The 25427-nt window shown below is 72.4% G+C and carries 20 protein-coding genes; 4 read left to right on the top strand and 16 right to left on the bottom strand.

All coding sequences use genetic code 11. The features are described from left to right. Nucleotides 1–100: 100 nt before the first annotated feature. From HHX37_RS23940 to HHX37_RS23900, 9 genes are all read right to left on the bottom strand, one after another. Nucleotides 101–1228 carry an ABC transporter ATP-binding protein gene (locus HHX37_RS23940; RefSeq protein ID WP_182873401.1) on the bottom strand — a complete coding sequence of 376 codons (1128 nt, stop codon included), beginning with the start codon at nucleotides 1226–1228 and terminating at the stop codon, nucleotides 101–103. Then, the gene (locus HHX37_RS23935) at nucleotides 1225–2016 is read right to left on the bottom strand and encodes an ABC transporter permease (protein WP_182873402.1); all 792 of its coding nucleotides are present in this window, start codon (nucleotides 2014–2016) and stop codon (nucleotides 1225–1227) included. Before HHX37_RS23935 ends, HHX37_RS23940 begins: the two co-directional genes overlap by 4 nt. Beyond that, nucleotides 2013–2984: an ABC transporter permease gene (locus tag HHX37_RS23930; RefSeq protein WP_182886851.1), complete on the bottom strand. Its 972-nt coding sequence runs from the start codon at nucleotides 2982–2984 to the stop codon at nucleotides 2013–2015. Before HHX37_RS23930 ends, HHX37_RS23935 begins: the two co-directional genes overlap by 4 nt. A 91-nt stretch (nucleotides 2985–3075) precedes the next feature. Further along, on the bottom strand, nucleotides 3076–4128 hold the full coding sequence (locus HHX37_RS23925) for an extracellular solute-binding protein (protein ID WP_182873404.1): 1053 nt from the start codon (nucleotides 4126–4128) through the stop codon (nucleotides 3076–3078). 48 nt (nucleotides 4129–4176) lie between these two features. Continuing rightward, complete coding sequence (locus HHX37_RS23920) at nucleotides 4177–5586, bottom strand: aminobutyraldehyde dehydrogenase (RefSeq protein ID WP_182887042.1); 1410 nt, start codon at nucleotides 5584–5586, stop codon at nucleotides 4177–4179. A 14-nt stretch (nucleotides 5587–5600) separates the two neighbouring features. Continuing rightward, the gene (locus HHX37_RS23915; RefSeq protein ID WP_182886850.1) at nucleotides 5601–7202 is read right to left on the bottom strand and encodes a 5-guanidino-2-oxopentanoate decarboxylase; all 1602 of its coding nucleotides are present in this window, start codon (nucleotides 7200–7202) and stop codon (nucleotides 5601–5603) included. Nucleotides 7203–7435: 233 nt separating this feature from the next. Beyond that, nucleotides 7436–8470 carry an NAD-dependent epimerase/dehydratase family protein gene (locus tag HHX37_RS23910; RefSeq protein WP_182886849.1) on the bottom strand — a complete coding sequence of 345 codons (1035 nt, stop codon included), beginning with the start codon at nucleotides 8468–8470 and terminating at the stop codon, nucleotides 7436–7438. 13 nt (nucleotides 8471–8483) lie between these two features. After that, nucleotides 8484–9392, bottom strand: a complete 909-nt coding sequence (puuE, locus tag HHX37_RS23905) for an allantoinase PuuE (RefSeq protein WP_182886848.1) — start codon at nucleotides 9390–9392, stop codon at nucleotides 8484–8486. Nucleotides 9393–9452: 60 nt separating this feature from the next. Further along, on the bottom strand, nucleotides 9453–10829 hold the full coding sequence (locus tag HHX37_RS23900) for an amidohydrolase family protein (protein ID WP_182886847.1): 1377 nt from the start codon (nucleotides 10827–10829) through the stop codon (nucleotides 9453–9455). A gap of 300 nt (nucleotides 10830–11129) precedes the next feature. Here HHX37_RS23900 and HHX37_RS23895 point away from each other — a divergent pair, with 300 nt between their 5' ends. Then, complete coding sequence (locus tag HHX37_RS23895; RefSeq protein ID WP_182886846.1) at nucleotides 11130–11852, top strand: SDR family NAD(P)-dependent oxidoreductase; 723 nt, start codon at nucleotides 11130–11132, stop codon at nucleotides 11850–11852. A 15-nt stretch (nucleotides 11853–11867) separates the two neighbouring features. Here the strand turns inward: HHX37_RS23895 and HHX37_RS23890 are convergent, their stop codons facing one another. Further along, nucleotides 11868–12551, bottom strand: coding sequence for a TioE family transcriptional regulator (locus HHX37_RS23890; RefSeq protein WP_182886845.1), 684 nt, complete (start codon nucleotides 12549–12551; stop codon nucleotides 11868–11870). A gap of 91 nt (nucleotides 12552–12642) precedes the next feature. Between HHX37_RS23890 and HHX37_RS23885 the strand changes: the two genes are divergently transcribed. Then, nucleotides 12643–13794 (top strand): erythromycin esterase family protein, encoded by a 1152-nt coding sequence (locus tag HHX37_RS23885; RefSeq protein WP_182886844.1) that lies wholly within the window; start codon nucleotides 12643–12645, stop codon nucleotides 13792–13794. On the opposite strand, the gene HHX37_RS23880 is transcribed toward HHX37_RS23885, so the two are convergent. Next, nucleotides 13775–17026 carry a BTAD domain-containing putative transcriptional regulator gene (locus HHX37_RS23880; protein ID WP_182886843.1) on the bottom strand — a complete coding sequence of 1084 codons (3252 nt, stop codon included), beginning with the start codon at nucleotides 17024–17026 and terminating at the stop codon, nucleotides 13775–13777. The two genes, HHX37_RS23885 and HHX37_RS23880, sit on opposite strands and share 20 nt — an antisense overlap. A 156-nt stretch (nucleotides 17027–17182) precedes the next feature. Between HHX37_RS23880 and HHX37_RS23875 the strand changes: the two genes are divergently transcribed. Continuing rightward, nucleotides 17183–18379, top strand: a complete 1197-nt coding sequence (locus HHX37_RS23875; RefSeq protein ID WP_182886842.1) for an SGNH/GDSL hydrolase family protein — start codon at nucleotides 17183–17185, stop codon at nucleotides 18377–18379. A 22-nt stretch (nucleotides 18380–18401) separates the two neighbouring features. On the opposite strand, the gene HHX37_RS23870 is transcribed toward HHX37_RS23875, so the two are convergent. The 4 genes from HHX37_RS23870 to HHX37_RS23855 all read right to left on the bottom strand — a co-directional run bounded on the left by HHX37_RS23870 (nucleotide 18402) and on the right by HHX37_RS23855 (nucleotide 23018). Then, entirely contained in the window at nucleotides 18402–18854 is a 453-nt protein-coding gene (locus HHX37_RS23870; protein WP_182886841.1) for a VOC family protein, read from the bottom strand. A 104-nt stretch (nucleotides 18855–18958) separates the two neighbouring features. Next, nucleotides 18959–19441 carry a hypothetical protein gene (locus HHX37_RS23865; RefSeq protein WP_182886840.1) on the bottom strand — a complete coding sequence of 161 codons (483 nt, stop codon included), beginning with the start codon at nucleotides 19439–19441 and terminating at the stop codon, nucleotides 18959–18961. Beyond that, nucleotides 19438–19974: an RNA polymerase sigma factor gene (locus HHX37_RS23860; RefSeq protein WP_182886839.1), complete on the bottom strand. Its 537-nt coding sequence runs from the start codon at nucleotides 19972–19974 to the stop codon at nucleotides 19438–19440. The genes HHX37_RS23865 and HHX37_RS23860 overlap by 4 nt, the downstream gene beginning before the upstream one ends. Nucleotides 19975–20087: 113 nt before the next feature. Beyond that, on the bottom strand, nucleotides 20088–23018 hold the full coding sequence (locus HHX37_RS23855) for a hypothetical protein (RefSeq protein ID WP_182886838.1): 2931 nt from the start codon (nucleotides 23016–23018) through the stop codon (nucleotides 20088–20090). Nucleotides 23019–23343: 325 nt separating this feature from the next. Between HHX37_RS23855 and HHX37_RS23850 the strand changes: the two genes are divergently transcribed. Continuing rightward, complete coding sequence (locus tag HHX37_RS23850) at nucleotides 23344–25104, top strand: AfsR/SARP family transcriptional regulator (RefSeq protein WP_182886837.1); 1761 nt, start codon at nucleotides 23344–23346, stop codon at nucleotides 25102–25104. Between the two features lie 84 nt (nucleotides 25105–25188). Here the strand turns inward: HHX37_RS23850 and HHX37_RS23845 are convergent, their stop codons facing one another. Then, complete coding sequence (locus HHX37_RS23845; RefSeq protein WP_182886836.1) at nucleotides 25189–25368, bottom strand: hypothetical protein; 180 nt, start codon at nucleotides 25366–25368, stop codon at nucleotides 25189–25191. Nucleotides 25369–25427: the final 59 nt, after the last annotated feature.

Here is a 25427-nt window from a genome sequence, read left to right as displayed (position 1 = left end):
TCGAGCGTTGATCTCAGGCTTTGCGGGGGTTTCCGGGCATGCCGGAGGCGTGGACGCCGCCGGGCGACGCCCCTCGTCGTCGGACAGGGGGGAAGCGCGGTCAGGCCGCGCCGGGGATGATGTGGCAGGAGCCGGGGTCCCACTCGAGGACGACCTCGTCGCCCACGGAGCACGGCAGCGGGGCGCCGGACTCGCACCTGACCACCAGTTCGGCGCCGTCGGCGCCCTCCACCAGGACCTTGCGCGAGTCGCCGGCGTAGATGTCGGCGCTCACCACTCCGGGCATGCGGGAGACGGCCGCCGTGGACGGCTCCGCCCCGGCGGGCCGGATGCGGATGGCCGACGGCCGCACCACGACGACCGCCTCCCGCTCTCCCGGCGTGTCGCCGGGGACGAGCACCCGCCCGTACGGCAGGGCCAGCACGGACTGCGTGCCCTCCCGCCGGACCCGGCCGCGGAACAGGTTGGACTCGCCCAGGAAGCGGGCGGCGACCTCGCTCTCGGGCAGGCCGTACAGCTCCTCGGGCGTGCCGTGCTGGACCAGGCGGCCGCCGGCGAGCAGCGCGATGCGGTCGCTCATCGTCAGCGCCTCCTCCTGGTCGTGGGTGACGTTGATGACGGTGAGCCCGAGTTCGCGGCTGAGCCTGCGGATCTCGATCTGCATGGCCTCACGCAGCCTGCGGTCGAGGGCGCCGAGCGGCTCGTCCATCAGCAGCAGCGGCGGCCGGGCCACGATGGCCCTGGCCAGCGCCACCCGCTGCTGCTGCCCGCCGGACAGTTCCTTCGGGGAGCGCCGGCCGTACCCGCCGAGGTGCACCGCCTCCAGCGCCCGCTCGACCAGGGCCGCCCGGTCGCGGCGGCGCACCCCCCGCATCTCCAGCGGGAAGGCGACGTTGGCGGCGACCGACAGGTGCGGGAACAACGCGTAGTTCTGGAAGACCATGCCGATCCCGCGCTGGTGCACCGGGACCTGGGAGATGTCGCGGCCGTTCACCACGATCCGGCCCTCGTCGGCGTCCACGAAGCCCGCGATGATCCGCAGGAGCGTGGTCTTGCCCGACCCGGAGGCGCCCAGCAGCGTGAGGAACTGACCGGGCTCGACGGTCAGCGACACGTCGTCGACGGCCCGCGTGTCCCCGTACACCTTCACGATGCCGGTCAGCTCGACCCTCGCCCCCGGCGAGCCCTCCTGGCCGGTCGGGCCGGCCTGGGTTGCCGTCTCGGTCACGTCCTTCTCCTTACCTTCTTCACCACGGCCGGCCCCACCAGGACGAGGGCGGCCATGAGCAGCGAGACGAGGGTGATCAGCGTCGCGACCGCCGAGATGGACGGCTCGACTCCGGAGCGCACCTGGCTCCACATGACGACGGGCAGGGTGCGGAACTGCGGCGTGTTCAGGAACAGGGCGACGACCACCTCGTCCCAGGAGGAGACGAACGCCAGCACGCCGCCGACCAGCGCGGCCGGGGCCACCAGGGGCAGCGTGATCCGCAGGAGCGTGACCGCCTCGGTCGCGCCGGACACGCGCGCCGCCTCCTCGACGCGGCGGTCCACGCCGGTGAGCGCGGCCAGGACGTTCACGAACACGAACGGCAGGCCGAGCACCGCGTGGGCGATGCCCAGGCTGAGCACGTTCCCCGACAGGCCGACCCGGATGTAGACCAGGTAGAAGCCGATGCCGGCGACGACGAGCGGCACGGTCATCGGCAGCACGGCCAGGCCGGTGACGAGGGCGGGCGGCAGGAAGCGGCTGCGCGCCGCGGCGAAGGCGAGCGAGGTGCCCGCCGCCATCGCCAGGGCGGCGGCGAGCAGGCCCACCTGCACGCTGTTGCCGAGCGCGGTGAGCCACTCGGGATCGGTGAGGACCTCCTGGAACCAGCGCAGGGAGAAGCCCTTGGGCGGGAAGGTCACCATCGAGCCGGAGGTCACCGAGGTCGCCGCGACGATCAGGGTGGGCGCGACGAACAGCAGCGCGATCAGGCAGGCGAACAGGCGGACGCCGATCCCGGCCCTCATCGCCGCCTCCCCATGCCGACGCCGAGGATCTTGCCCAGGCCGACGAACCGGGCGGCGAGCCCGAGCACGGCCAGCACCGCGACGAACAGCAGCACCGCCATCGCCGCGCCGACGCCCGGCTTGAGGAACTGCTCGATCTGCTGCATGATCGCCTGCCCCACGTACACCTGGCGGGCGCCGCCGAGAAGCTGCGGCGTGATGTAGAAGCCCAGGGCGAGGACGAACACCAGGACGCCTCCGGCCACCGCGCCGGGCAGCGACAGGGGCAGGGTGACCCGCGCGAACACGCGCCACGGCCGCGCCCCCATCACCTGCGCGGCCCGCTCGACGTCCGGGTCGATCGAGCGGAGCTGGGCGAACAACGCCAGCACGGCGTACGGCAGGAGGACGTGCACCATGCCGACGTAGACCGCGAAGGGCGTCCTGATCATGTGGATCGGCGCGGACGTGAGGCCGAGCCAGTCGCGCAGCGCGGTGTTCACGATGCCGGTGTCGTTCAGCACGATCTGCCAGGCGTAGGTGCGCACCAGCAGGCTCGTCCAGAAGGCCAGCATCAGCGCGACCATCAGGAAGGTGCGCATGGCCGTCCCGGACCTGGCCATCGTGTAGGCGTACGGGTATCCGACCAGCAGGCACAGCACGGTGACCACCAGCGCCATCTCCAGGGTGTCCACGACGGAACGCTGGTAGACCGAACTGGTGAAGATCGCGCTGTAGTTCGCCGGTGAGGGGTCGGTCAGGCTCTTGACCACCACCACGGCCATCGGGACGACGAACGCGGCGACGACGAAGACCAGGCCGGGCAGGCCGGCGCCGCTCCAGAAGTCGGGCCGGGGGAAGCGCCGGGCGCGGGCGGCGCCTCCGCCGGGCCCGGCGCCGTGACCGGCGCGGCCGTCCGAGCCGGTCACCGGACTCGCCTGCGGGCCGGGGGACGACGCGCGGGAGGGGATCTGGGAAAGTGCGCTCACTGTGCTCCTCGTTTCGCTTCGCGGTCCGCTTCCGCGTTCCGCGTGCGAGCACGTTTCGCTCTCGGGCACGGCCTGGCCGCCGTCACGGTGGTCAGCCCGCCAGCCAGGCGGTGGTCTTCTCGATCGCCTTCTCCATGTTGGCGTTCCACCAGGCGGAGTCCATGACGATCGGGGCGTCCTCGCCCTCCAGCTGGTGGGCGGTCGGGGCGTCCGCGGCGTACTTGCCGGAGGCCGTGGCCTTGGGGTTGGCCGGGCCGTACGGGATGAACTCGGTGATCTTCCCGTTGTTGGCCGCCTTGGCGATGTAGGCGATGAGCTTCATCGCGTTCGCCTTGTCCTTGGCGCCCTTCGGCACGAAGAGGTAGTCGCAGAGGTAGATCTGCTGGCCCCAGGTGTTGTCGATCGGCTGGCCCTCGTCCTTGGCCAGCTTGACGCGCCCGTTGTAGCAGTTGCCCATGACGGCCTCGCCGGAGGAGACCAGGTTGATGCACTCCGCGGCGTCCTTGAAGACGATCAGGTCGTCCTTGATCGGCTCCAGGAGCTTCAGCGCGGCGTCGACGTCGAGCGGGTAGAGCTGGTCGCGGGGCGTGCCGTTCGCCATCAGCGCCGCCTCCAGGATCCCCTGGAAGCCGGCGGTGCCGTCGATGGCCCGCTTGCCGGGATACTTCGCGGTGTCGAAGAAGGCGGCGTAGTTCTTGGGCGGGTTGCTGCCGAACTTGTCGGTGTTGTAGGCGAGCACGATCGAGAAGACGAACAGCGGCACGCCCTGCTTGTAGACCTTGAACGGCCCGTCCGCGTAGTCGCCGCAGGAGACGACCGAGCAGTCGATGTCCTCCAGGCGCGGGTTGCCCTCCAGCCCGAAGTCGGCTCCGCCCTGGGCGATGTCCCAGGTCACGTTCTTGGCGTCGACCATCTGGTGGATCTTGGCGTACGTCACGGGGTTGTCCTGGACCACGCCGACGCCGCTCTCCTTGCCGAACGGGTCGAGCCACGCCTTGGCGATGGCCTCCTGGCCGGTCCCTCCGAAGCCCGCGTAGGTGACGGAACCGGAGTCGCCGGACGCGCCGGCGTCACCGCTCCCGCTCCCTCCGCCGCAGGCGGCGGTGAGGGTGAGGGACAGCGCCAGCGAAGTGACGGCCCACAAATTGCGTGAAACCTTCACGTTCTCACTTACCTTTCCTTATTTCTTCGCTCACCGCTCCCCGGTGAAGCTCATGACGTGCTTGACGCGCGTGTAGTCGTCGAACCCGTAGGCCGACATGTCCTTGCCGTAGCCCGAGTGCTTGAAGCCGCCGTGCGGCATCTCGGAGACCATGGTCATGTGGGTGTTGAGCCAGACCGCCCCGAAGTCGAGGCGGGCGGCGACGCGCAGCGCGCGGGCGTTGTCCCGCGTCCACACGCTGGAGGCCAGGCCGTACGCCGTGTCGTTGGCGAGGGCCACCGCCTCCTCCTCGGCGGCGAAGGGCTGCACGGTCACCACCGGCCCGAAGACCTCCTCGCGCACCACCTCGTCGGCCTGCCGCACGCCGGCGACGACGGTGGGGGCGAAGAAGTACCCCTGGCCGGGAGCACGGGCCCCGCCGGTCGTCACGGCGGCGTGCGCCGGCAGCCGTTCCACGAACCCGGACACCCGCCGGAGCTGGGCCGCGTTGTTGAGCGGGCCGATCGCCGCCGCCGGGTCGTCCGGCGGTCCGACGCGGACGGCCGCCGCGGCGGCGGTCAGCTCCGCCAGGAACTCGTCGTGCACGCTCTCGTGCACCAGCACCCGGGTGGCCGCGGTGCAGTCCTGGCCCGTGTTCGCGTACCCGGCCTCGGCGACCGTGCGGACGGCGACGTCCAGCTCGGCGTCGGGGAAGACCAGCACCGGCGCCTTGCCGCCTAGCTCCAGGTGGAGGCGCTTGAGCGACGCCGACGCCGCGACGGCCACCTCCGTCCCGGCCCTGACCGAGCCGGTGATGGAGACCATCTGCGGGATCTCGTGGGACACCAGGGCGCGCCCGGCATCACGGTCGCCGCACACCACGTTGACGACGCCGGGCGGCAGGATCCCGGCCGCGATCCCGGCGAGCAGCACGGTGGTGAGCGGTGTGGTGTCGCCGGGTTTCAGCACCACGGTGTTGCCCGCCGCCACCGCCGGGGCGATCTTCCAGACCGCCATCATCAGCGGGTAGTTCCACGGCGTCACCTGGGCGCACACCCCTACGGGCTCGCGCCGGATCATCGAGGTGTGGTCGTCGAGGTACTCCCCCGCCGACCTGCCCTCCAGCAGGCGCGCCGCCCCGGCGAAGAACCGCAGCACGTCCACGCACTCGGCCACCTCGGCCGCCGCCGCGGCGGCCGGCTTGCCGGTGTTCGCCGACTCGGCCTCGGCCAGCTCCCCCGCCTGGGCGGTCACCGCGTCGGCCAGCCGCAGCAGCAGGTCCTGCCGGACGCGCGGCGTGGTCCGCCGCCACCCGGCGAAGGCACGCTCGGCCGCGCGGCAGGCGGCGTCCACGTCGACCGCGCCGGACAGCGGCGCGGTCGCGATCACCTTCTCGGTGCTCGGGTCCACCACCTCGGCGGCCCGCCCGTCCGCGGCGTCCCGCCACTGCCCGTCGATCATGTTGAGTACTGCTCTCACGAGCCCACCTCCCAGACGATCACGGTCGGCCGTGCGGCCGTCAGCGCGGTGGCGGCCTGCTTGGCCGCCTCGGCGGCGTCCGTCACGCGGACGCCGTGACAGCCCATGGCCCGGGCGAGCGCCGCGAAGTCGGGACGGGCCAGGTCCACCGCGTACGGCGCGATGTCGCGGTCGAGCATGTTCTGCCGGATCTCGCCGAAGCCGTGGTTGTCGAGGATCACCACCGGCAGCGGCAGTCCCAGCTCGGCGCCGGTGACCAGCTCCTGGACGCTGAACATGAACGCCCCGTCGCCGAGCAGGGCCACCACCGGGCGCGTGGGCTCCGCGAGCCGCGCCCCGATCGCCGCCGGCAGGCCGTACCCGAGGGTGGAGTATCCGACCGGCGCCAGGTAGCGGCGCGGCTCGGAGAACGGCCAGAACGGCGCGGTGCCCAGATAGGAGACCTGCGAGCTGTCGCCCACCACGACGACGTCGGCGGGCAGCTCGGCCCGCAGCGCGTCCTGCGCCTCGCGCCACCGGCCGCCGCGCTCGGCGGCCTGCTCAAGGCATCCGGCCCGGGCCTCGGCCGCCCGCCGTTCCCCCTCCCCTGCCTGTTTCCCGGGCCGTTCCGTTCCGCCGAGTCCGGCCGCCAGCGCGGCCAGGGCCTCCCGGGCGTCGGCGTGGACCGGCAGTGTGGCGCGGAGGTTCTTGTGCAGCTGGGCCGGGTCGAGGTCGATCCGGATGACGGCGCCGCGCGGCGCCAGGCGGTCCGGCAGCTCGGCGTCGCCGAGCTCGCTGCCCACCACGAGCAGGACGTCGCCGTCCTCCATCAGACTCCGGGCGGCGGTGAAACCGAGGAACGGGCCGACGGCCAGTGGATGGTCCTCGTCGAGCACCCCCTTGCCCGCAGTGGTGGTGACCACGGGCGCGCCGAGCGCCTCGGCGACCGCCCGCAGCGGCGCGGCGGCGCCCAGCGCGCCTCCCCCGGCGACGATCACCGGGGTCGCGGCCCGCGAGAGCAGGCCGAGGGCCTCCGTCACCGCCGCCGGGGACGGCGCCGGCGGGTGCGGCGCGCGCCAGGGGCCCGGAACGTCGCCGTCCCAGGGCGCCTCCAGCACGTCCAGCGGCACCTCGATGTGCACCGGACGCGGCCGTTCGGCCGCCCAGCGGGCGAAGGTCTCGTGGACGGCGTCGACGGCCTGCGCCGGAGTGCCGGGCCGCACGCTGCGCGCCACCGCGGCGTCGGCGGCGGCCCGCTGGTCCTTCATCTCGTGCAGCCACCCGTAGTCGGCGCGCTCCAGGCCAGTGGGCACGCCGGGTGAGAGCACTAGGAGCGGTACGGAGTCGGCGTAGGCGGTGCCCATCGCGGCCATGGCGTTCATCAGGCCGGGCCCGCTGGTGGTGACGACGAGTCCCGGGCGGCCGGTGACACGGGCGTACCCGTCCGCCGCGTACCCCGCGCCCTGCTCGTGCCGGGTCACCACGTGGCGGATCCCGCTCGCCGCCATGCCGCGGTACAGCTCCAGGTTGTGCGTGCCGGGGATGCCGAAGGCGAGGGCCGCCCCGTTGGCGGCGAGCGCCTCGGCCATGGCGGTCCCGGTCGTGCGCCGCGTGCTCATACTGCCCGCTCCGTGAGGTCGCGGCCGAAGCCGTGGCGGGCCGAGGGGGAGGTGTTCACGTGCCATCGGCCTCTCCGGACGGGGTGCGGCGGGCGACACGACCAGAACACTCCTCGCCGATTTCGGTTGGGCATCATCTCGGGTTTCCAAACGGTAAATTTAGCGATTTGAGGATCTTGGTGAGCGTTTTTGAATCAGTGAGCTGCATCGAGCGCGTGAATGTGAAACCGCCTTCACGTCGCCACGCCGGGGCTCCCCAAGGGGACGGGGTCCTCAGGGGTCCAGTGCGCGAGGGCCCACTCCCGGTACTCGCCGACCTGCCGCGGCAGGTCGCGCGGTCGCCACCCCAGCCGCCGCGCCGCCCTCAGCACGCTGTAGGTCCCGTCCTTGCCCGAACGCAGCGCGGGGTCGGCGTCGACGACCGCCCGCTCCGGGTCCGCGGCCGGGCCGGCGGCCAGTTCGACGCCGAACAGCTCGGCCAGGCGCGGCACCGGAACGGCGGCCCCGCCGGCCAGGTTGAACGCCGCGCTGCCCACGTCCGGCCTGGTGCACAACAGGCCGAGCGCGGCGGCGACGTCGACCGCGCTGATCCAGTCGCCGGCCGCCCGGAGCGTCCGCGGGGTCACCGCCAGCGGCGTCCCGGCGACGAGGGCCCGCGCCAGGTGGTACGGCAAGGACATCAGGGTCCGTGCGGAGGTGGGCCGCTCCATCGGGCCGAACACCTTGGTGCACCGCACGATCGGCACGCTCATGCCGTAGAGGGCGGCGAACCGCCTGGCCACCAGTTCGGCGGCCACCTTGCTGACGCCGTACATCTCGTCCGGCTCCAGGGGCGTGTCCTCGTCCTGCGGCTCCGTCCGCCCGGGGTCCCCGGCGCCGTACACGGCCGCGCTGCTGACGTGGACGACCCGGCCGACGGAACCGGCGCGGCGGGCGGCGTCCAGGACGGCGGCGGTGCCCATGACGTTGACGTCGAGGAACCGCACAGGGTCCTCCCGCTCCCACTCGGGCACGAGGGTCACGGTGGCGCCGTGCACCACCGTCTCGGGCCGATGGCGGGCGAACAACGTCGCGAGTCGGGCGCGGTCGCGCACGTCGCAGCGCACGAAGTCCACCCGGCCTGCGACGTCCGCCAGATGGCCCGACCAGGCCTCGTCCGGTTCGCCCACGTCGAGGGCCAGCACCCGCGCCTCCTCGTGGTCCTGGAGGAAGCACCGGATGAACACGCTCATCACGAAGCCGCAGGCTCCGGTCACCAGGACACGCATCGCCCGCTCCCCCTCACGACGCGGACGCCGGGACGGCGGGATGCGCCGCGTGCCAGTGCCGGGCGACGTCCACGCGGCGGGTGACCCACACGTCGCCCGCTCCGGCGGCGTAGTCGAGGAAGCGCACCAGGTCGGCGGCCCGGCCGGGGCGGCCGGCGATGCGGGTGTGCAGCCCGACGCTCATCATCTTCGGCCGGTCGTCCCCCTCCTCGCGCAGCAGGTCGAGCGCCCGGCGCAGATAGGCGGAGAAGCTCTCCGACTGGAAGCCGTAGGTGTTGAGGTAGCGGCCGTCGTTGTTGTCCAGGGTGTACGGGACGACCAGGTGCGCCCGGCCGGCGACGTGCTCCCAGTAGGGCAGGTCGTCGGCGAAGGAGTCCGAGTCGTACAGGAACCCTCCCTCCTCCACCACCAGGCGGCGGGTGTGCGGGCTCATCCGGCCGGTGTACCAGCCCTCGGGCCTGCTGCCGGTGACCCTGGTGTGCAGGTCGACCGCCCGGCGGATGTGCTCCCGCTCCAGCTCGACCGGCATCTCGGCGTAGTCGATCCAGCGCAGACCGTGGCAGGCGATCTCCCATCCCGCCTCGCGCATCGCGGCGACCGCCTCGGGACCGCGCTCCAGGGCCTCGGCGATGCCGAACACCGTGACCGGCAGCCCCCGTTCGGTGAACAGCCGGTGCAGCCGCCAGAACCCGGCGCGGCTGCCGTACTCGTACTGCGACTCGACGTTGAGGTTGCGGATGTTGGGGAACTCCCGGGTCGGCTCCTCGGTCAGGAACGCCTCCGAGCACCGATCGCCGTGCAGGACCGAACGCTCGCCGCCCTCCTCGTAGTTGACGACGAACTGCAGGGCGACCTTCGCGCCGCCCGGCCAGCGGGCGTGCGGCGGGCGCCTGCCATATCCCTTGAGGTCGCGTGGGTACATGGGGTTGTGCTCACCTCTCGGCGGGGGGTCGTTCGGGGCTGGTTCAGGAGTCGTCAGGTCTCAGCAGTCGGGGACGGCGGCGGCGGGCCGGACCGGCAGGAGGGGGACCACGCCGGTGTCCGCGCCCGAGTCGGCGACCAGCGGGGCGACCAGCCGTCCGCTCTGGTAGACGGCCCGCACGTCCCACAGCCGGGAGACGTCACTGGTGGCGTCGCCGCCGACCACGAGCAGGTCGGCGAGGCGGCCGGGCGCGAGGGTGCCGACCTGGTCGGCGATGCCGCAGGCCTCGGCGGCCACGGCGGTGGCCGCGCGGATGGCCGCGAGCGGTGTCAGGCCGGCCGCCACGGCGAGTTCGATGCCGTGCTGGAGCCCGCCGAAGGCGACGTCGTACGGACCGGCGTCGCTGCTGATCGCGATGCGCGGGCCCAGGCCGTCGGCCAGCATCGACGACAGGATGCCGAGCTTCATGTCGAAGTACGCCTCGATGGCGGAGGCCCGGCCCTTCTCCACGTCGCCGAGCGGGCCGTGCTCGGCCCGCCGGCGCAGGTCGACCAGCGTCTCCCAGCCGCCGGTCTGGGCGGTGAAGCTGATGAAGGTGCCCGCGTCGTGCACCGTCTGGGCGACCGCCGGGTCGTAGACCATGCGGCCGCTGGAGGCGACGCCGCCGCCGAACTCCATCATCTCGCCCGGCACGAGGAACTCGCCGTGCTCGATGCAGTCGAGGCCGGCCTCGACCGCGTTGAGCATCGAGGACGTGGCCCGGCAGTGAGCGGTGGTCAACCGGCCGAGGCCGTGCGCCGTCTCGACGGCGACGCGCATCTCGGCGGCGGTGTAGGAGGAGTAGTAGGGGATGTTCCCGGCCGTCGCCCCGCCGGAGGCCATGATCTTGATGTGGTCGGCGCCCTCGGCCACCAGGCGGCGTACGGCCGCGCGGATCTGGTCGGCGCCGTCCGCGACCCCGTTGCACCAGTAGAAGTGCCCGTACGAATGAGTGATGGGGCGGCCGGCCAGCAGCATCCGGGGTCCTCTGACATAGCCCCGCTCGACGGCCTCCCGCACCTCGAACACGATGCGGTTGCGTCCGCCGTTGTCCCGGATCGTGGTGACTCCGGAGGCGAGATGCCGCTGCAGGTTGCTGACGGCGATGAGCGCCATCATCTCGTCCGAGTCGAGAACCTGCTGCTCGTAGGGGGTGCCGTCTCCGGTCAGCGTGATGTGACAGTGCGCGTCGACGAGACCGGGGACGACGGTGGCGTCCCCGTAGTCGATCACGCGGGTGCCCGGACGGGCGAGGTCGGCGGCGGCGTCCGCCGCGGTGCAGACCCGCACGACGCGGTCACCCCGCATCTCGACGACCGCGTCGTGCAGGACGTCGTCACCGAGGGCGGGATACACCCGCGCCGCCCGTAGAAAGCGCTGGTCCGAACTGGGGTCCACTGGTGTCCTTTCCTGCCGGGCGGCTCACGTTCCTCAAATGTGACAGAGCTCTTCCAGAGTTGTCTAGGGGTCGCCGGTCGTTCACATCGATTTCACACGGGCCGTCGGCGCCACCGCAGGGCGGCCTCGCAAGATGACACAGGGTGGGGCTGTGTTATCAAACTTTGACGCCTCGAAGCCTGGACATCCGGCAGTGGCGGCGGCATATTGTCACCCCCGAAGCTCGGTCAAAGTTGACGTACATTTACACGATCTGACAGATGCTCGAAGATGCCGGGGATCCGGGAGAGAGGAAGCACGATGCCTGGAACCGTCCTGGTGACCGGAGCCGCGTCGGGAATCGGCGCCGCGACCGCGAGACGGCTGCACGAACGCGGCTGGCGGGTGTGGGCGGCCGATCTCGACGAACAGGGCCTGGGCAGGCTCGGTCCCGAGGTCGTCAGCCGGGTGATGGACGTGACCGACGAGGTCGCCGTTGAGTCACTGCTCCACGATGTGGAGGAGGCCGAAGGACGCCTCGACGGGGTCGCGGCCTGCGCGGGGATCAGCTATACCGCTCCGGCCCCCGAGACTCCCCCGCGGACGTTCGACGAGGTGCTCAACGTCAACCTGCGCGCCGTCTTCGTGCTGGCCCGGGCGGCCCTGCCGCTGCTCGCCCGCTCCTCCGGCCCTTCGTTCGTGGCGGTCGCGTCCGAACTCGGCACGGTCGGCGCTCCCGGGTTGAGCGCGTACAGCTCGTCGAAGGCGGCGGTCATCAACCTCATGCGCGTCCTCGCGCTGGAGAACGCCGCGCAGGGCATCCGCTTCAACGCCGTGGCGCCGGGCGGCACGAGGACACCCATGCTGGAGCGGGAGCAGGCGCGCCTCGGCAGGACGCTCGCGGACTCGGCGGCGAACATCCCGCTCGGCCGGCTGGCGGAGCCCGCCGAGATCGCATCGGTCGTCGAGTTCGTGCTCTCGGCCGACTCCTCGTTCATGACGGGCAGCGTTCTGGTCGCCGACGGCGGCTACACGGCCAGGTGAGCCGGGTGACCCGGTTCAGGGTTCGCGGGTGCGGAGGTAGGCGTCCAGGCCGGCGGCGCCCCTGAGCATGGCGCGGCCCCGGGCCGACAGCCGGGCCTGCCAGTCCCGCAGGGCCGACTCCAGCGGGGCGACGCCCCCGGCGGAGCGGACCTGGGCGATCAGCGGGGCGATCTGCTCCAGCAGGTAGCCACCCCGCCTGAGCTGGTGGGCCAGCCGGGCGTCCCGTACGTCGTCGGCGCCGTAGACCCGGTAGCCCGTCCCCGGGTCGCGGCGCGGCCGGACCAGCCCGGCGTTCTCCCATTTGCGCAGGGTGGCCGGGCGGAGGCCGAGCCTGCGCGCCAGCGGGCCGATGAACGTGTCGCCGCGCTCCTGCGGCACGGGCGCGAGATCGCGGAGCGCGGCCTCGACGGCCTCCAGGGTGCGGCGGTCGTCGAGGAGCCGGGCGTGGCTCTCGTCGATGATCCGCAGCGCGTCCTCGGTGGCGCCCCGGTTGACCGCCTGCATGATCGACGTGGCTGTCTGGTGACCGTGCCCGGGCACGAGTGCGAGGAACGCGCGCAGCGCCTGCGCGTGCAGCGTCGTGTAGACGCGGTAGCCGGAGGCGGTGCGTCCGGCGGCGGGCAGGATGCCGGCGTCCTCGTAGTTCCTGATCGCCTGCGTGGACAGGCCGTGCTCACGCGCCAGGTCCACCGGCCTCATGGATACATCACCGATTGAAGGTCCATCATGAAGAGAGCGGGGTGCGATCGGGCAAAGTTTACATCGAGAGTTCAACGATACCGTCGAAGGCATGGATATCAAGGACACGGCCTGGCCGCTCGACGGCGCGGGCGTCTCGGCGTTCCTCCGGTCGCTGCCGACGGAACCCCTGCTGCTCGGACTCGGCGAGGCCAGGCATCTCGTGGACGAGCTGGGCGAGGTGCGCAACGAGGTCTTCCGGCATCTGGCCGAGCACGAGGGCTACCGGTCGTTCGCCATCGAGAGCGACTGTCTCATGGGCCTGGTGGTGGACGACTACGTCAGGACGGGCGCGGGCAGCCTCGACGAGGTCATGGAACGCGGCTTCAGCCACGGCTTCGGCGCGTCACCGGCCAACCGCGAGCTCGTCCGCTGGATGCGGGCCTACAACGAGGAGCACGACGAGAAGCTCCGGTTCTTCGGGTTCGACGGCCCGCTCGAGTACTGGGCGGCGAGCCCGCGCCAGGCGCTCACCGCCCTCCACGCCCTCCTCGACGGCCCGCTCCCCTGCTCCCCCGAAACCCTGGACGAGCTTCTCGGCCCGGACGACCGGTGGTCGGACGAGGCCACGGCCAGGGATCCGGCCCGGTCGATCGGCCGGTCCGCCGAGGCCCGGCGGCTGCGGCTGATCGCCGACGACATGGTGGCGCTGCTCGCCACGCAGGTTCCGCGGCTGAGCGCGGAGGACAGGGAGCGGGCGGCACTGTACGGGCGCACCGCCGTCGGCCTGCTCCGCTACCACCACTGGATGGCCGACGCGTCCCCGGCTCGGTGGACCCGGCTGTCGGCCCAGCGGGACGCGATGATGGCCGCGAACCTGCGGGCCGTCGCCGGGCACGGCCCGGCCCTGGTCTTCGGCCACAACCTCCACCTGCAGCGGAACAAGAGCGCCATGCCGTTCGGCGACCAGACGCTGGAGTGGTGGAGCGCCGGAGCGATCACCGGAGCGCACCTCGGCGACCGGTACGCCTTTCTCGCCTCGGCCCTCGGCACGACCGGTGACGACGCCCCGCCCCCGGACACCGTCGAGGGCGTCCTGTCCACGCTCCCGTGGGACCGCGCCCTGGTCGACGCCCGCCGCCTGGCCCAGGCCGTCACCGAACCCACCCCGCGCGTCTCGGAGGATTTCCGCTACTTCCCGCTCGACCCGGCCCGGCTCGACACGATCGACGGGGTCGTCTTCCTCAAGCGGGCCCTGATGTGAGCGTGCGCCGTACATGAAGTGACGCCGAGTTCACGTCCAGCTCCCAGCCTTTCGCGTAGGCCGCCGCGAACTCCTCCCCGCCCAGCGTGGCCCGGCTCCGGCGGCTGAGCTCACGGACCTGCGGATCGGTGTGGTCGTGCGCTCCCCGCAGCCGGGCGGCGGCCCCGAGCAGTACGGCCGACTCGTGGTGCCGCCCGCGCGCCCCGGCGAGGGCGGCCGCGTTCACCGTCACCAGCGACAGGATCGGCAGTTCCCGGGTCGCCAGCGCGGCCGCGTACGCCTCCCGCAGCGCCTTCTCCACGCCGGACAGGTCGCCGAGCGCGAGGCAGAGCGCGGCCCGCGCGCTGCCGGCCAGCGTCCGGGCGTGGCCGGAGGGGAACGCGGAATCGTCGAGCAGGCGCCGCTCGGCGTCGTCGAGCAGGTCGGCCGCCCCGGACAGGTCGCCGAGCCGCACCCGCACGTCCGCCTCCCGCGCGTCGACCAGGACCAGCATCTCCGCCGACGACGCGTGCAGCGCACGCTCGCGGGCGGAGCCGATCAACGCCATCGCCCGGTCGGTGTCGCCGCGCCGGATGTGCACGTCGATCCAGCGCAGGTCGCTGTAGAGCTGGTCGCCGAGGCTGAGCGAGCCGAACTCGCCCGCCAGCACCCGGGCCTCGCGCAGGTCGGCCAGCGCGCCGTCGAGGTCGTCGTATCGCCGCAGCCAAGCGCGCATCGGCAAGGTGGCGGCCTGGCCCCACCGGTCACCGGCCTGCCGGAAGCGGGCCAGGGCGGCCGTCACGTGGACACGCGTCCGGTCGAGCGCGCCCGCGTTCTCGGCGATCTCGGCCAGGAACATGTGGGCCAGCCCGGACAGCCACACGTCGTCGCCGTCCGCCAGACGCTGGAAGATCGTTAGCGCGGCCTGCTCCTCCCGCAGGAAGAGCAGGATCGGGCCGAACACGCGGTAGTGGCTCGGCAGCTCCGGATGCGCGAGCAGCCGTTCTGCCAGCTCGCGCATCTCCGCCCGGTCGTCGGCGGCCTCCTGGGCGGTGATCCCCGACAGGATGTCCGCCCGGTTGAGCAGGTGGACGGCTCGGGCGCAGTCGCGCTCGGGCGCCGGCCCGCCGCCGGGCACCGCCAGGACCTCGTCCAGCCAGTAGGCGGCGTCGGAGTGGCGGCCGGACATCTGCCAGTACCAGATCAGGGTCAGGGCGAGGGTGGTCGCGCCGGGAGAGTCGCCGGCGGCGCACAGGTGGCGCAGCGCGGCGAGCGCGTTGTCGTACTCTGCGCCGATGGCCCGCATGGCGGTCAGCTGGCCGGGCCCGCGCAGCCGGGAGTCGTGGCGGGCCATCAGCTCGGTGAAGTGGGCGGCGGCCAGGCCGCGGGCCGTGCCGAGGTCGCCGGTGCCGGCCAGGCGGTCGGCGCCGTACTCGCGGATGGTCTCGAGCATCCGGTAGCGCCCGGCGCCGGGCGCGAGCTGCAGCAGCGACCGGTCGACGAGGGCGGCGAGCAGTTCGGGCATCTCCCCGGTGGGCACGGTGGTGCCGGAGCAGACGGCGGTGGCGGAGGCGAGCGTGACGCCGCCGGGCAGGACGGAGATCCGTTCCGCCACGGTGCGTTCGTGCTCGTCGAGCAGCTCCCAGCTCCAGGCGATGACCGCGCGCAGGGTGCGGTGGCGGGGTGGTGCGGTACGGCTGCCGGTGGTGAGCAGCCGGAACCGGTCGGAGAGCCCGTCGGCCAGGTCGGGCAGTGACAGCGTCCGCAGCCGGGCGGCGGCCAGTTCGAGGGCCAGCGGCATGCCGTCCAGGCCGTGCACCACGCGCACTATGTCGGGCAGCGTGATCTCGTCGACGTCGAAACCGGGCCGCACGGCGGCGGCCCGCTCGGTGAACAGGCGCACCGAGGCCGCGCTTCTGGCCGCTTCGACGCCGTCGTCCGGGCCGGGCAGCGCGAGCGGGGCCAGCGGCACGAGCGCCTCGCCGTCGACCGCGAGCGGTTCCCGGCTGGTGGCGAGCACGCGCAGCCCGGGGCAGCGGGGCAGCAGCGCCGCGACCAGGTGGGCCACGGCGCCGATCAGGTGCTCGCAGTTGTCGGCCAGCAGCAGGATCTCCCGGCCGCCGAGCTCGCCGGCGAGGACGTCCAGCTCGTCTCCCTCCACCCGCTTGCGGTCGGCGAGCATCGCGCCGCCCCGCGACCCGATCCCGGCGAGCACGGCCGCGGCGAGCTCCGCCGGCTCGGTGACGGACGCGAGGTCGATGAGCCAGGCGCCGTCGCGGTACTCGTGGCGGTGGCGGCGGGCGGCCTCCAGAGCGAGCCGGGTCTTCCCCACGCCACCGGGGCCGAGGACGGTGACCAGGCGCCCGGTGGTGAGCAGGCCCCGGATACGCGTGAGGTCGTCGTCGCGGCCGACGAAGCTGGTCAGCGGCTCGGGCAGGGCGGCCGGCCGGATCCGGCCGGGCTCCGTCACCCCCTGGCTGGGGCGCAGCAGGCGCAGATGGCGTTCCCGCAGGGCGGTGCCCGGGTCGGCGCCGAGTACGTCGGCCAGGTCCCGGCGGATCCGCTCGTAGACGGCCAGCGCCTCGGCCTGACGCCCCTGCGCGGCGAGCGCGTCCATCAGCAGCGCGGCCGCCCGCTCGTGGACGGTGTGCTCGTGGACTGTGTGCTCGGCCAGCAGCCTGGTCAGCCGCGCGGCGGCCACGTCGGCCCGCCCCAGCGACAACTCGGCGTCGGCGAGGTCGGCGACCGCCTCGATCGACACCTGTGCCAGCCGTGTCGCGACGGTGGGCGCGACCGCGGCGACGACCGCGGGTTCGGCACCCGGGTGATCGCCCCACAACGCCAGGGCCTCGGCGAGCGCGGCGATCGCCGCCTCCGGGTCACCTGCCCGCAGCCTCTCCCGACCGGCGGCGGTGAGCTGCTCGAAGCGCAGCGCGTCCACGTCGGCCGCGTCCACCGCCAGCCGGTAACCGCCCGCGCCCTGAATCACCACGTCACGGGCAGCGCCGGTCGGGCTGAGGGCGCGGCGCAGCCGGGAGACGAGAGTCTGCAGGGCGGGGCCGGGGCCGGACGGCGGCTCCTCGGCCCAGATCGCGTCGACCAGCACGCCCGGCTCGACCCCGCGGCCTCCGGCGAGCGCCAGCCGGACGAGCAGGCCGCGCAACCGCGCGCCGGGAACGGGCAGGACGGCGTCACCACGAGACACCTGGAACGCGCCGAGCAGTGTGATGCGAAGCCTCGCAACTCCGTCCATTCCTCAATCTTCCTGCGCTCCCCCGCGAGACGCCAAAAGAAGGACAGCCGTGTCAGCGTGACGTCAGCTCGATGCCGGCGCGTGTCAGCGCCGTATTCGCCCCGTGTCAGCGACCCGCCTCAGTCTTCGGATCCCGACGAACAACGGAGACGACACATGACCGAGACGACCAACGCCGGCAGCTGGGTCAGGAGCTGGGGCGCCTCGCCCCAGGCGGCACACGACGGGCTCGGCTCGCTGGATGGCCACCTGCCCCTCGCGGACGTGACCCTGCGCCAGGTGGTGCGCATCAGCGGCGGCGGGAGCCGGGTGCGCGTCCGCTTCACCAACGAGTTCGGGACCGCGCCCCTCGACATCGGCGCGGCGCGGGTGGGCCTCGCAGTGCCCGGCGGCGGGGTTCGGCCGGGCAGCGAGCGCGTGCTGACCTTCTCCGGCGCGCCGCGCGTCACCGTCCCCGCGGGCGCGCCGGTCCTCAGCGATCCGGTCGACATCTCCCTGCCCGCCCTGGCCAAGCTGTCCATCAGCCTCCATCTGCCGGGGCGTGTGGAGACCTGCACCTGCCATGACCCCGCCCTGGAGACCGGCTGGACGATCCCGGGCGACGCCGTCGCCGCCCTCACGCTGCCGGAGAACGCCGAGGTTCTGCCGGTGCGGGCGCTGATCTCCGCCGTCGAGCTGTTCCCTGACGGCCCGGCCAAGACCATCGTCGTGGTGGGCGACTCCCGCACCGACGGCGCCGGTTCGACACCGGACACCAACCACAGCTGGCCGGAGCTGCTGGCCGTGCGGCTCATCGAGGGGGGCGTGGCCGCCGGCTACGTCTCCAACCAGGGCATCAGCGGAAACCGGATGCTCAACGACGGCATCGGCGCCGCCGCACTGGCCCGCTTCGACCGTGACGCGCTGACGACGCCCGGCCTCGGCTACGTGGTGCTCTCCGTCGGCGCCAACGACATCGCCATCTCCTTCGCCCCCCGGGACGACGGACCCCTGGCCGGTTTCCTGAAGATGTTCCCCGGCGCGCCGGTGACGACGGACGACGTCATCGCGGGTTACCGCCGGCTGGTCGCCAGGGCGCGCGAACGCGGCGTGCGGGTCTACGCCACCACCATCGCGCCCTACGAGGGCGCGGAGGTCTTCACACCGGAGGGCGAGAGCGCACGCCGGACGGTCAACGACTGGATCCGGACCGGCGGCGCCTTCGACGCCGTGCTGGACTTCGACGCCGTCTGGCGTGATCCGGACCACCCCGGCCGTATCCGTGAGGACTTCCACTGCGGCGACCATGTGCACGGCAGCGACGCGGGCTACCAGGCCTTGGCCGACTCCGTGGACCTGTCGCTGTTCGACTAAGCAGGCGGCGGGCAGGCGCGGCCTACGTGGCGCAGAACTCGTTGCCCTCCGGGTCGAGCATGATCCACCAGTGACCGGCGGGTCCCTTGTCCACCTCGCGGACGCGGGTCGCGCCGAGGCCTTCCAGGCGCGCCACCAGGGCGTCGAGGCCACCGGGCTCGCCGTGCACGTCGATGTGCAGGCGGTTCTTGCCGGTCTTCCCCTCGGGCACGTCCTGGAAGAGCAGGCGCCGCCCGAGGCCGACGCCGCTGGTGGCGTCGAAGGGGTCGTCGGGGTGGCGGATCGCGGCGTAGCCGCGGAAGATCGTGCGGCCGTCGTGCTCGGCGACCGCCTCCGCCGGGAGGTGACCGGCGGCCAGCAGCCGCCCGACGAGCACGCTGGGATCCTCCACCTCGTAGCCCAGCGCCGCGGCCCAGAAGTCCGCGAGCACGGGCGCGTTCGCACTGTCGACGACCAGCTTCCAGCTCAATACCATGTAACTGGTTATAGTGGTTACACCGGCGCGGGCGCAACTCGCGATCCGGGGTCCCTGTAGTCCGGGGAAAAATCCGGTCGGATTCCATCACCTCCAATCGGCCGTCACCGCTCCTCCCCGCCGGTCAGCTCGTGCTTGCGGCGCAGCAGCGCCGCCCGCCGGGCCTGTGCGCGCACCACCAGCGCCAGGGCGACCGCGACGAACACACCCCCGGCTGCCAACGGAAGTCCCACGCCGGCGCCGCGCTGCACGGCCACAACGGTCACGACCGCCGTGGTGGTCAGCGAGGCGACCAGGCCGATCCAGGCGGCGATCACCTGGTCGGTGGCGAACAACGGAATCCGGCGTGTCAGCAGCCATCCGCCGTAGGCGGCCCAGACCAGGCAGAACACGGTGAGCAACGCGAACGCCAGATGTGTGCGGCCGGGCAGCGGGCCGGGCTCCGTCCACCACAAGGTGACCATGAACACCGCGCCGGCGACGCCGGCCAGCAGTGCCGCCACCGCCCGGATCCGGGTTCTCAGCGACAGCACCGGCGACAGCCGGTCGATCACGTCCTGCGCCGACAGGCGTGGCTCTTCGGTCATGGCCTGTATCCCTTCTCCTTCAGGTGCCCACGCAGCAGACGACGGGCCCGGCTGAGCCGGGACTTCACCGTTCCGGCCGGGATCTGGCAGATGTCCGCGCATTCCTCCACCGGCAGGTCCTCCAGGTAGAACAGGACGAGAATCTCCCGCTCCAGCAGCGGCAGATCTGCCAGTACGCTCACCAGCGCTGCGCGGTCCACCAGGGCCTCAGCCGGGTCTTCGGCGCCCGCTTCGCCCACCAGGTCGCCGAATGCAGACGTTTCCTCGGCCAGGGCGTACTCGCCGCGCAGCCGGTCGGTGACCGACCGCCGGGCGATCGTGAACAGCCACGGCGCGAACCGGCCCGGCTCCCTGAGGCGGGGCAGGCCGCGGACCACGGCCAGCCAGACCTCCTGCGCCACGTCGTCGGCCCGCTCGGCATCCAGCATGCGCCGTACGTACGTCCATACCGGCATCCGCCATCGAGCCACCAGCTGGGCCAGCGCCGCGCGCTCGCCCAGCTGAGCGCGAGTCACCAGCAGCTCATCGGTCATCTCGTCCTCCCGTCATCTTGCACAGTCGGGCGAGAAGCCGAGAAGGTTCACGATCCCCGGATCTCTCCGGGCGCCACTGCGGTCTGTTCGTGGCGCCCGGATCGCGACGGCCCTCAGACCTTGTTCTTCCGGGCCACGATCGCGCGGAGCTGCTTCGCCTCCTCCGACTCGCCGATCGTGTCGAGCCTGAGGACCGGGGTGAGGGACTTGATCCGCGACGCGGGCAGGACCACCGCCGCTCGGCACAACGACGCGAGGGCGACGGGGTTGGTGCCGAGGTCCTTCGCCTTGAAGGTGAGCAGTGCGTCGGCGAGATAACGCTGGGTCTCGATCGTCACGCGGCTCACGGGACGCACGAAGAACTCGAGGAGCAGCGGCATGACGGCGCCCTTCCCCGGGACGTTCTGCAGGGCGAAGGCGCAGTAGGACGCCACGATGTTGTCCCGGTACTCCGCGATGCCGGGGTCCTGGTCGTTCCTGACGCCGCCCAGCACCTCCAGATGCTCCTTCACCACGTCGATCGTGAGCGCGTCGAGATCGACCTTCGTGCCGCCCGGCTTCTTCGCACCGGGGGGCGTGCTGCGCGCCAGATGGCCGAACGCGTAGAAGTACTCGACCATCGTCGCCTTCGACTCGTGGCCGGTGTTGATGCGCACGTACTTGCCCTCGACGCCGCCGGCGCTCGGGATCCCACCGACGTAGGAGGTCCGCAGGAAGGAGAAGCTGTCGCGCCTGTCGATCTGGAGCTTGTTGAACAGCTTGTCGACGTCGCCGGTGGGAGTCGTGCGCAGGATCAGGGGGATGCCGTCCACGTACGTGGTTCCCTGGGTGAGGTCCCCACTGTCGATGGGCCAGCAGAACTCGTCCACGAACTTGGCGTTCCTGGCGGCGCTGCGCACCAGCGCCAGCTCGTCGCGGTGCCCGTGTTTGAGCATGTGCACCACGAGCTGCCCCTCGTCGTGCCGGACGAGATCGAGGTCGATGTCCTGCAGCAGCGCCTCGGCCCGCGCGTACGCGGACCCGGAGTTGCCCTTCGCCGACAGCATCGTGAGATTGCCGGCGGCCACCTTGCCGGTGCCCATCGAGGCGTACTTCTGGAAGCTCTTGCACAGGAAGATCTCCAGCTTGCCGGCGGCGACGGCGTCCTTCAGGCCGTCGAGCAGGATGTCGATCTGGGTCTTCCCGGCCGTCTCGGGCGCGATCTCGATGGTGGTGTCGATGATCAGCGCGAACGGCGCGTCGCCCTTCTTGTGCGTCTCCAGGCTTCGCCGCACGTCGTCCACGAGCTTGGCCGGCGACGGCGCGAAGGCGGGCGTGCTCGGGTTCAGCGCCGCCACCAGGACGTCCTTGTGCGGAGTCGCCTTCTCGCCCTTCTTGAGCTTGCCGAGCAGGAACGCGGTCTCGTAGTAGTCGATCGCCTCGGTGGACCGCGAGACCTCCTCGTGGTCCCGCCACGACAGCGCGATGTACAGCGCGGTCGCGAGCGCGTCCATGCCGCTTGTCATGAGGTAGCTGTCGATCTTGATGTCCCCGGCCGCCTTCGCGAAGTCCTTGGCCCGCTCCAGCAGGATGTCCCGCATCGTCGTCCGGTAGTCGGTGCTCGTGTAGTACTGGGCCACGGCGACGACGATGGCGATCTCGTCCATCATCAGGTCGGCCGCCCGCATCGCCACCGTGGGGTTCGCCTCGTTCTCCACGACGATGTCGATGAGCCGGCTCAGCGAGCCGAGGGCGTTGGCGGTCAGCGTGTCGAAGCGCTTCGGGCCGAGCGCGTCGGTGAGGCCCAGCACGAGGTGCTCGACCATCGCGCACACCGGCGCGATCTCGCTCTTCCCCCGCGCGATCTCCTGCAGCCGGGAGAACCGGCTGGAGGTGATGAGCCTGACGAGATCGGCCCGCGTGTCGACCTCGAAGTTCGAGGTGGGCGGGGTCTTTCCCGTGTCCATGAGCTCGTAGAGCTGGTAGGCCGACGGCGTCGCGCCGAGCTCGTAAAGGATCTTGTCCCACTCGATCTTGGTGTACGCGCCGGTGCCGCTCAGCACGCTGACGCCCGTCCTTCCGACGAGCGGTGTGACCGTGAGATTCTCCAGCACCTCGGGGCCGAGCACGATCTGCAGCTTGTTGAGCACGCGGGGGCTGTTGACCAGGACGTCACTGCCCGACTTCCCGACCTTCGTGAGCTTCTGGACGAGTTCGTCGAGGGCGCCGCCCTTGCCCGACTCCCCGCTTCCCCGCAGCTTCTTCAGGAACTCGTCCAGGGTGTCGCGGAAGTTCGTGCGCCAGTAGCTGGCCGCGAGCTCGTTCTGGGTGGACAGGCCCGTGAGCGAGCTGCGCTGGCTCTTCGCCGCGCGGAACCCGATCTGCTCGACGAGGTGCTGCTGCGTCGTCCCCTTCGTGATGTCTTCGAGCTCGCCACGGCGCTCCTTCGAGTACGCCGCCTTGCCGCTGATGGAGTCGACGAGCCTCGCCACCGCCCGGAGGTGTCCCATCGACGAGGCGTCGCTCTCGTCCTCGACACGCTGGGCGAGCTCGACCAGGTCGACGGTGACCTTGTCCTTGCCCTTGCCCCCCGCGGCCAGGTCGAGCGCGTCGAGCATCTCCAGGTGGAGGGTCTTCGAGATCTCCTCGGGGGTCTTCGAGGTCTTCTCGGCGAGTTTCTCGGTGAGGGTCTTGGGTGTCTCCGGCTTCAGGAGGTCGAGGCTGTGGCGCACGTCGGCGTGCTGCGGCGTGGGCTTCTCCTTCGGCTTCTCCAGCGCCGGGTGGGCGAGCCGGACCGCGGCGGTCGCCTTCAGGAAGCCCCGGGCGAGGTCGCCGGTGAGCCGCCTGACGATGAACTCGGACATCGTGCTGCGCTCCTGCGCCGAACGCTGGGCCAGCGTCTCGGCGATGAGCGTCACGGACGCGAGCGCGTTGTCCGGGCTGGGGTCCTTCTCCAGCTCCTGGGCGACCGCCCTGGCCGTGGTGTCGTCGGGCAGCGCGACGAACGCCTTCCAGCTCTTGGGTAACGCCGCATCTGCCGAAGACTCGCTCGACATGATCGACATGGTTTCCTCCTGGTGATCCCCGTACGCGGGGACGGGCGGACGACGGCGGCGGCGACGCCCCCGATGCTGGCCCTTGGAACGGTCCGAGTCAATGGGTGATCCACCGCGCCCGGCGCCGCCCGGACGACCGTCCCGAGCGGGCTGTCCGGATCGTTGTCCGGAACTGTTCCGTACACCCGCGGCCCTTGTGAGCGGCCGGTCAGGGCGGTGATCTTGTTGAGGTTCTCCTCACCCATTCCTCGCGAAACGCCACGGGAGGTCTCCTCGTGCACCGATCACGCCGTTCGACCCGCACGTGCGCCCCATCCGGCCGCGGGAGGGCGGGGTGAACCTCCGCTTCGGGTTGCTCGGCCCGGTTGAGCTGCACCGGAACGGCAGGCCGGTCCCGCTCGGCACGCCCAAACAGCGGGCCCTGCTGACCGCGCTGCTGCTGGAACCCAACCGGGTCGTGTCGATCGACCGGCTCGTCACGGCCGTGTGGGACGCCGAGCCGCCCCGCTTCGCGGTCGCCAACGTCCGCACGTACGTCAACCGCCTGCGCGGCACGATCGGCGACGGCGACCGGCTGACGGCGCGCCAGCCCGGCTACGTCCTCGCCGTGCGGGACGGCGAACTGGACGTGACCGAGTTCGCCGACGCCCTGCGGCAGGGCAGGCGGTCGCTGTCCGCGGGCCGGCCGGACGCGGCGCTGCGGCAGCTGTCCACGGCCCTCACGCGGTGGCGGGGCGCCCCCGCCGAGGACGTGCCCCGTTCGGCGGCGCTCGGCCCGCGCCTGGACGCCCTCACCGAGCAGCGCTGCCTCGCCCTGGAGGCGATGGCCGAAGCCCGCCTCATGCTGGGCGAGCACGCCGACGCGGTGGCGGAGCTGCGGGAGACGGTGGCCGCCCATCCCACCAGGGAACGGCTGTGGGGCGCCCTCATGCTCGCGTTGTACCGCACCGGCGACGCCGCCGCCGCGATCGCCGCCTACGGGCAGGCCCGGGCGTTCCTGGCGGAGGAACTGGGCGTCGATCCCGGTCCCGAACTGGCCGGGCTGCACCGGGGCATACTCAACCGCGACCCCGCGCTCCGCGCCGATCCACAGGCACCCACCCCGGCGGCGGTCACGGCGGTGATCCCGGCGCCGGGACGCCTGGTGGGCCGGGAGCGGGAGCTCAAGGAGGTCGTGGCCGCGATCGGCGCAGGCCCTCCGCGGCCCGTCGCCGTACACGGCCCGGCGGGGGTCGGCAAGTCGGCCCTGGCCCGGCACGCCGTCCGCACGGCGGCGCCCGGCTTCCCGGGCGGCGTGCACCACGTCGATCTGCGCGCCCTCCCCCGGCCCGGCCCGTACGAGACGCTCGCGCGGCTGCTGGGACGGCTGGGCCTGGCCGACGACGAGATCGCCGCGGACCTCGACGACGCGCTGCACCAGCTCAGGACCGCCACCGCCGCGAGGCACGCGCTGATCCTCCTCGACAACGTGACCGGCGAGGAGCAGGTGCGCCCGCTGCTCGCCGGCTGCCCGGACTGCCGGTTCGTCGTCACCAGCAGGAGGATGCTCGCGGCGCTCGACGACGTCGAGCACCTGCCGCTCGCGCCCCTGGCCGACGACGCGGCGTACGACCTGCTGACCCGGCTGTGCGGCCGGGACCGGGTCGACCGTGCGCAGGCGGGAAGGGTGGCCCGGCTCTGCGACCACCTGCCGCTCGCGCTGGAGATCGCGGGCAAGCGCCTCGCCGCCAGGCGGGAGTGGACACCGGAGGCGTTCGCCGACATGCTCGCCGGCGAGGAGCACCGGCTCGACCTGCTGACCTGCGGCGACCTTTCCGTACGGGCCGCCATCGACCTCGACTACCAGGCCCTGCGGCGCTCCGGGGGGACGGCCGGCGACGGAGCGCTGGCCCTGTTCCACCGCCTCGGCGAGCGCGGCCTGGCCGACTGCGGGCCGGCGGCCGCGGCCGGGCTCCTCGGGAGCGATCGGCGTACGGCGTCGGCGGCGCTCGGCAGGCTGGCCGATCTCCGTCTGATGGAGCCGCTGGCCCCCGGCCACTACCGGATGAACGGCCTCACCCGCCTGTACGCCAGGGAGATCGCCCCGACCACGTGACAACGGCGGCGGAGCACCCCCGCCCCCGCATTCGAGGGGCGCTCCACCGTGGTCGTCCGGACGTGCTCGGTCAGATGCGTTCGGTCAGCAGGTGTACTGCCAGGTGGTGCAGGAACGGCCGCCGGGAATCTCCGACCCGCTGCAGCAGTACCTGCGGACGCAGGTCCCCGAGTACTCGTACCAGCAGTTGATCGCCTCGGCGCGGGTGACCGGGACCAGCCGGGCGACCATCCGGTCGGCCAGCCGCTGAACAGTCCGCGTCATCTCGTCTCCTCCTTGCGAAAGGACCTCTTGTCCACCGACGTTAGGAGCGGCCTCGATCA

The sequence above is a fragment of the Microbispora sp. H10885 genome (assembly GCF_014161415.1).
GTDB classification, from domain to species: Bacteria; Actinomycetota; Actinomycetes; order Streptosporangiales; family Streptosporangiaceae; genus Microbispora; species Microbispora triticiradicis.
Note: the sequence above shows the minus strand (reverse complement) of the source record. Positions and strands in the feature narration are given on the sequence as shown.

Bases quoted from the DNA above. Each gene is read 5' to 3' on its own strand.
- HHX37_RS23865 (WP_182886840.1), bottom strand. From the start codon at position 19,441: ATGACCGAAGAGCCACGCCTGTCGGCGCAGGACGTGATCGACCGGCTG.
- HHX37_RS23880 (WP_182886843.1), bottom strand. From the start codon at position 17,026: ATGGACGGAGTTGCGAGGCTTCGCATCACACTGCTCGGCGCGTTCCAG.
- HHX37_RS23895 (WP_182886846.1), top strand. From the start codon at position 11,130: ATGCCTGGAACCGTCCTGGTGACCGGAGCCGCGTCGGGAATCGGCGCC.
- HHX37_RS23920 (WP_182887042.1), bottom strand. From the start codon at position 5,586: ATGATCGACGGGCAGTGGCGGGACGCCGCGGACGGGCGGGCCGCCGAG.
- puuE (WP_182886848.1), bottom strand. From the start codon at position 9,392: ATGTACCCACGCGACCTCAAGGGATATGGCAGGCGCCCGCCGCACGCC.
- HHX37_RS23860 (WP_182886839.1), bottom strand. From the start codon at position 19,974: ATGACCGATGAGCTGCTGGTGACTCGCGCTCAGCTGGGCGAGCGCGCG.
- HHX37_RS23915 (WP_182886850.1), bottom strand. From the start codon at position 7,202: ATGAGCACGCGGCGCACGACCGGGACCGCCATGGCCGAGGCGCTCGCC.
- HHX37_RS23855 (WP_182886838.1), bottom strand. From the start codon at position 23,018: ATGTCGATCATGTCGAGCGAGTCTTCGGCAGATGCGGCGTTACCCAAG.
- HHX37_RS23910 (WP_182886849.1), bottom strand. From the start codon at position 8,470: ATGCGTGTCCTGGTGACCGGAGCCTGCGGCTTCGTGATGAGCGTGTTC.
- HHX37_RS23885 (WP_182886844.1), top strand. From the start codon at position 12,643: ATGGATATCAAGGACACGGCCTGGCCGCTCGACGGCGCGGGCGTCTCG.
- HHX37_RS23890 (WP_182886845.1), bottom strand. From the start codon at position 12,551: ATGAGGCCGGTGGACCTGGCGCGTGAGCACGGCCTGTCCACGCAGGCG.
- HHX37_RS23845 (WP_182886836.1), bottom strand. From the start codon at position 25,368: ATGACGCGGACTGTTCAGCGGCTGGCCGACCGGATGGTCGCCCGGCTG.
- HHX37_RS23935 (WP_182873402.1), bottom strand. From the start codon at position 2,016: ATGAGGGCCGGGATCGGCGTCCGCCTGTTCGCCTGCCTGATCGCGCTG.
- HHX37_RS23870 (WP_182886841.1), bottom strand. From the start codon at position 18,854: ATGGTATTGAGCTGGAAGCTGGTCGTCGACAGTGCGAACGCGCCCGTG.
- HHX37_RS23875 (WP_182886842.1), top strand. From the start codon at position 17,183: ATGACCGAGACGACCAACGCCGGCAGCTGGGTCAGGAGCTGGGGCGCC.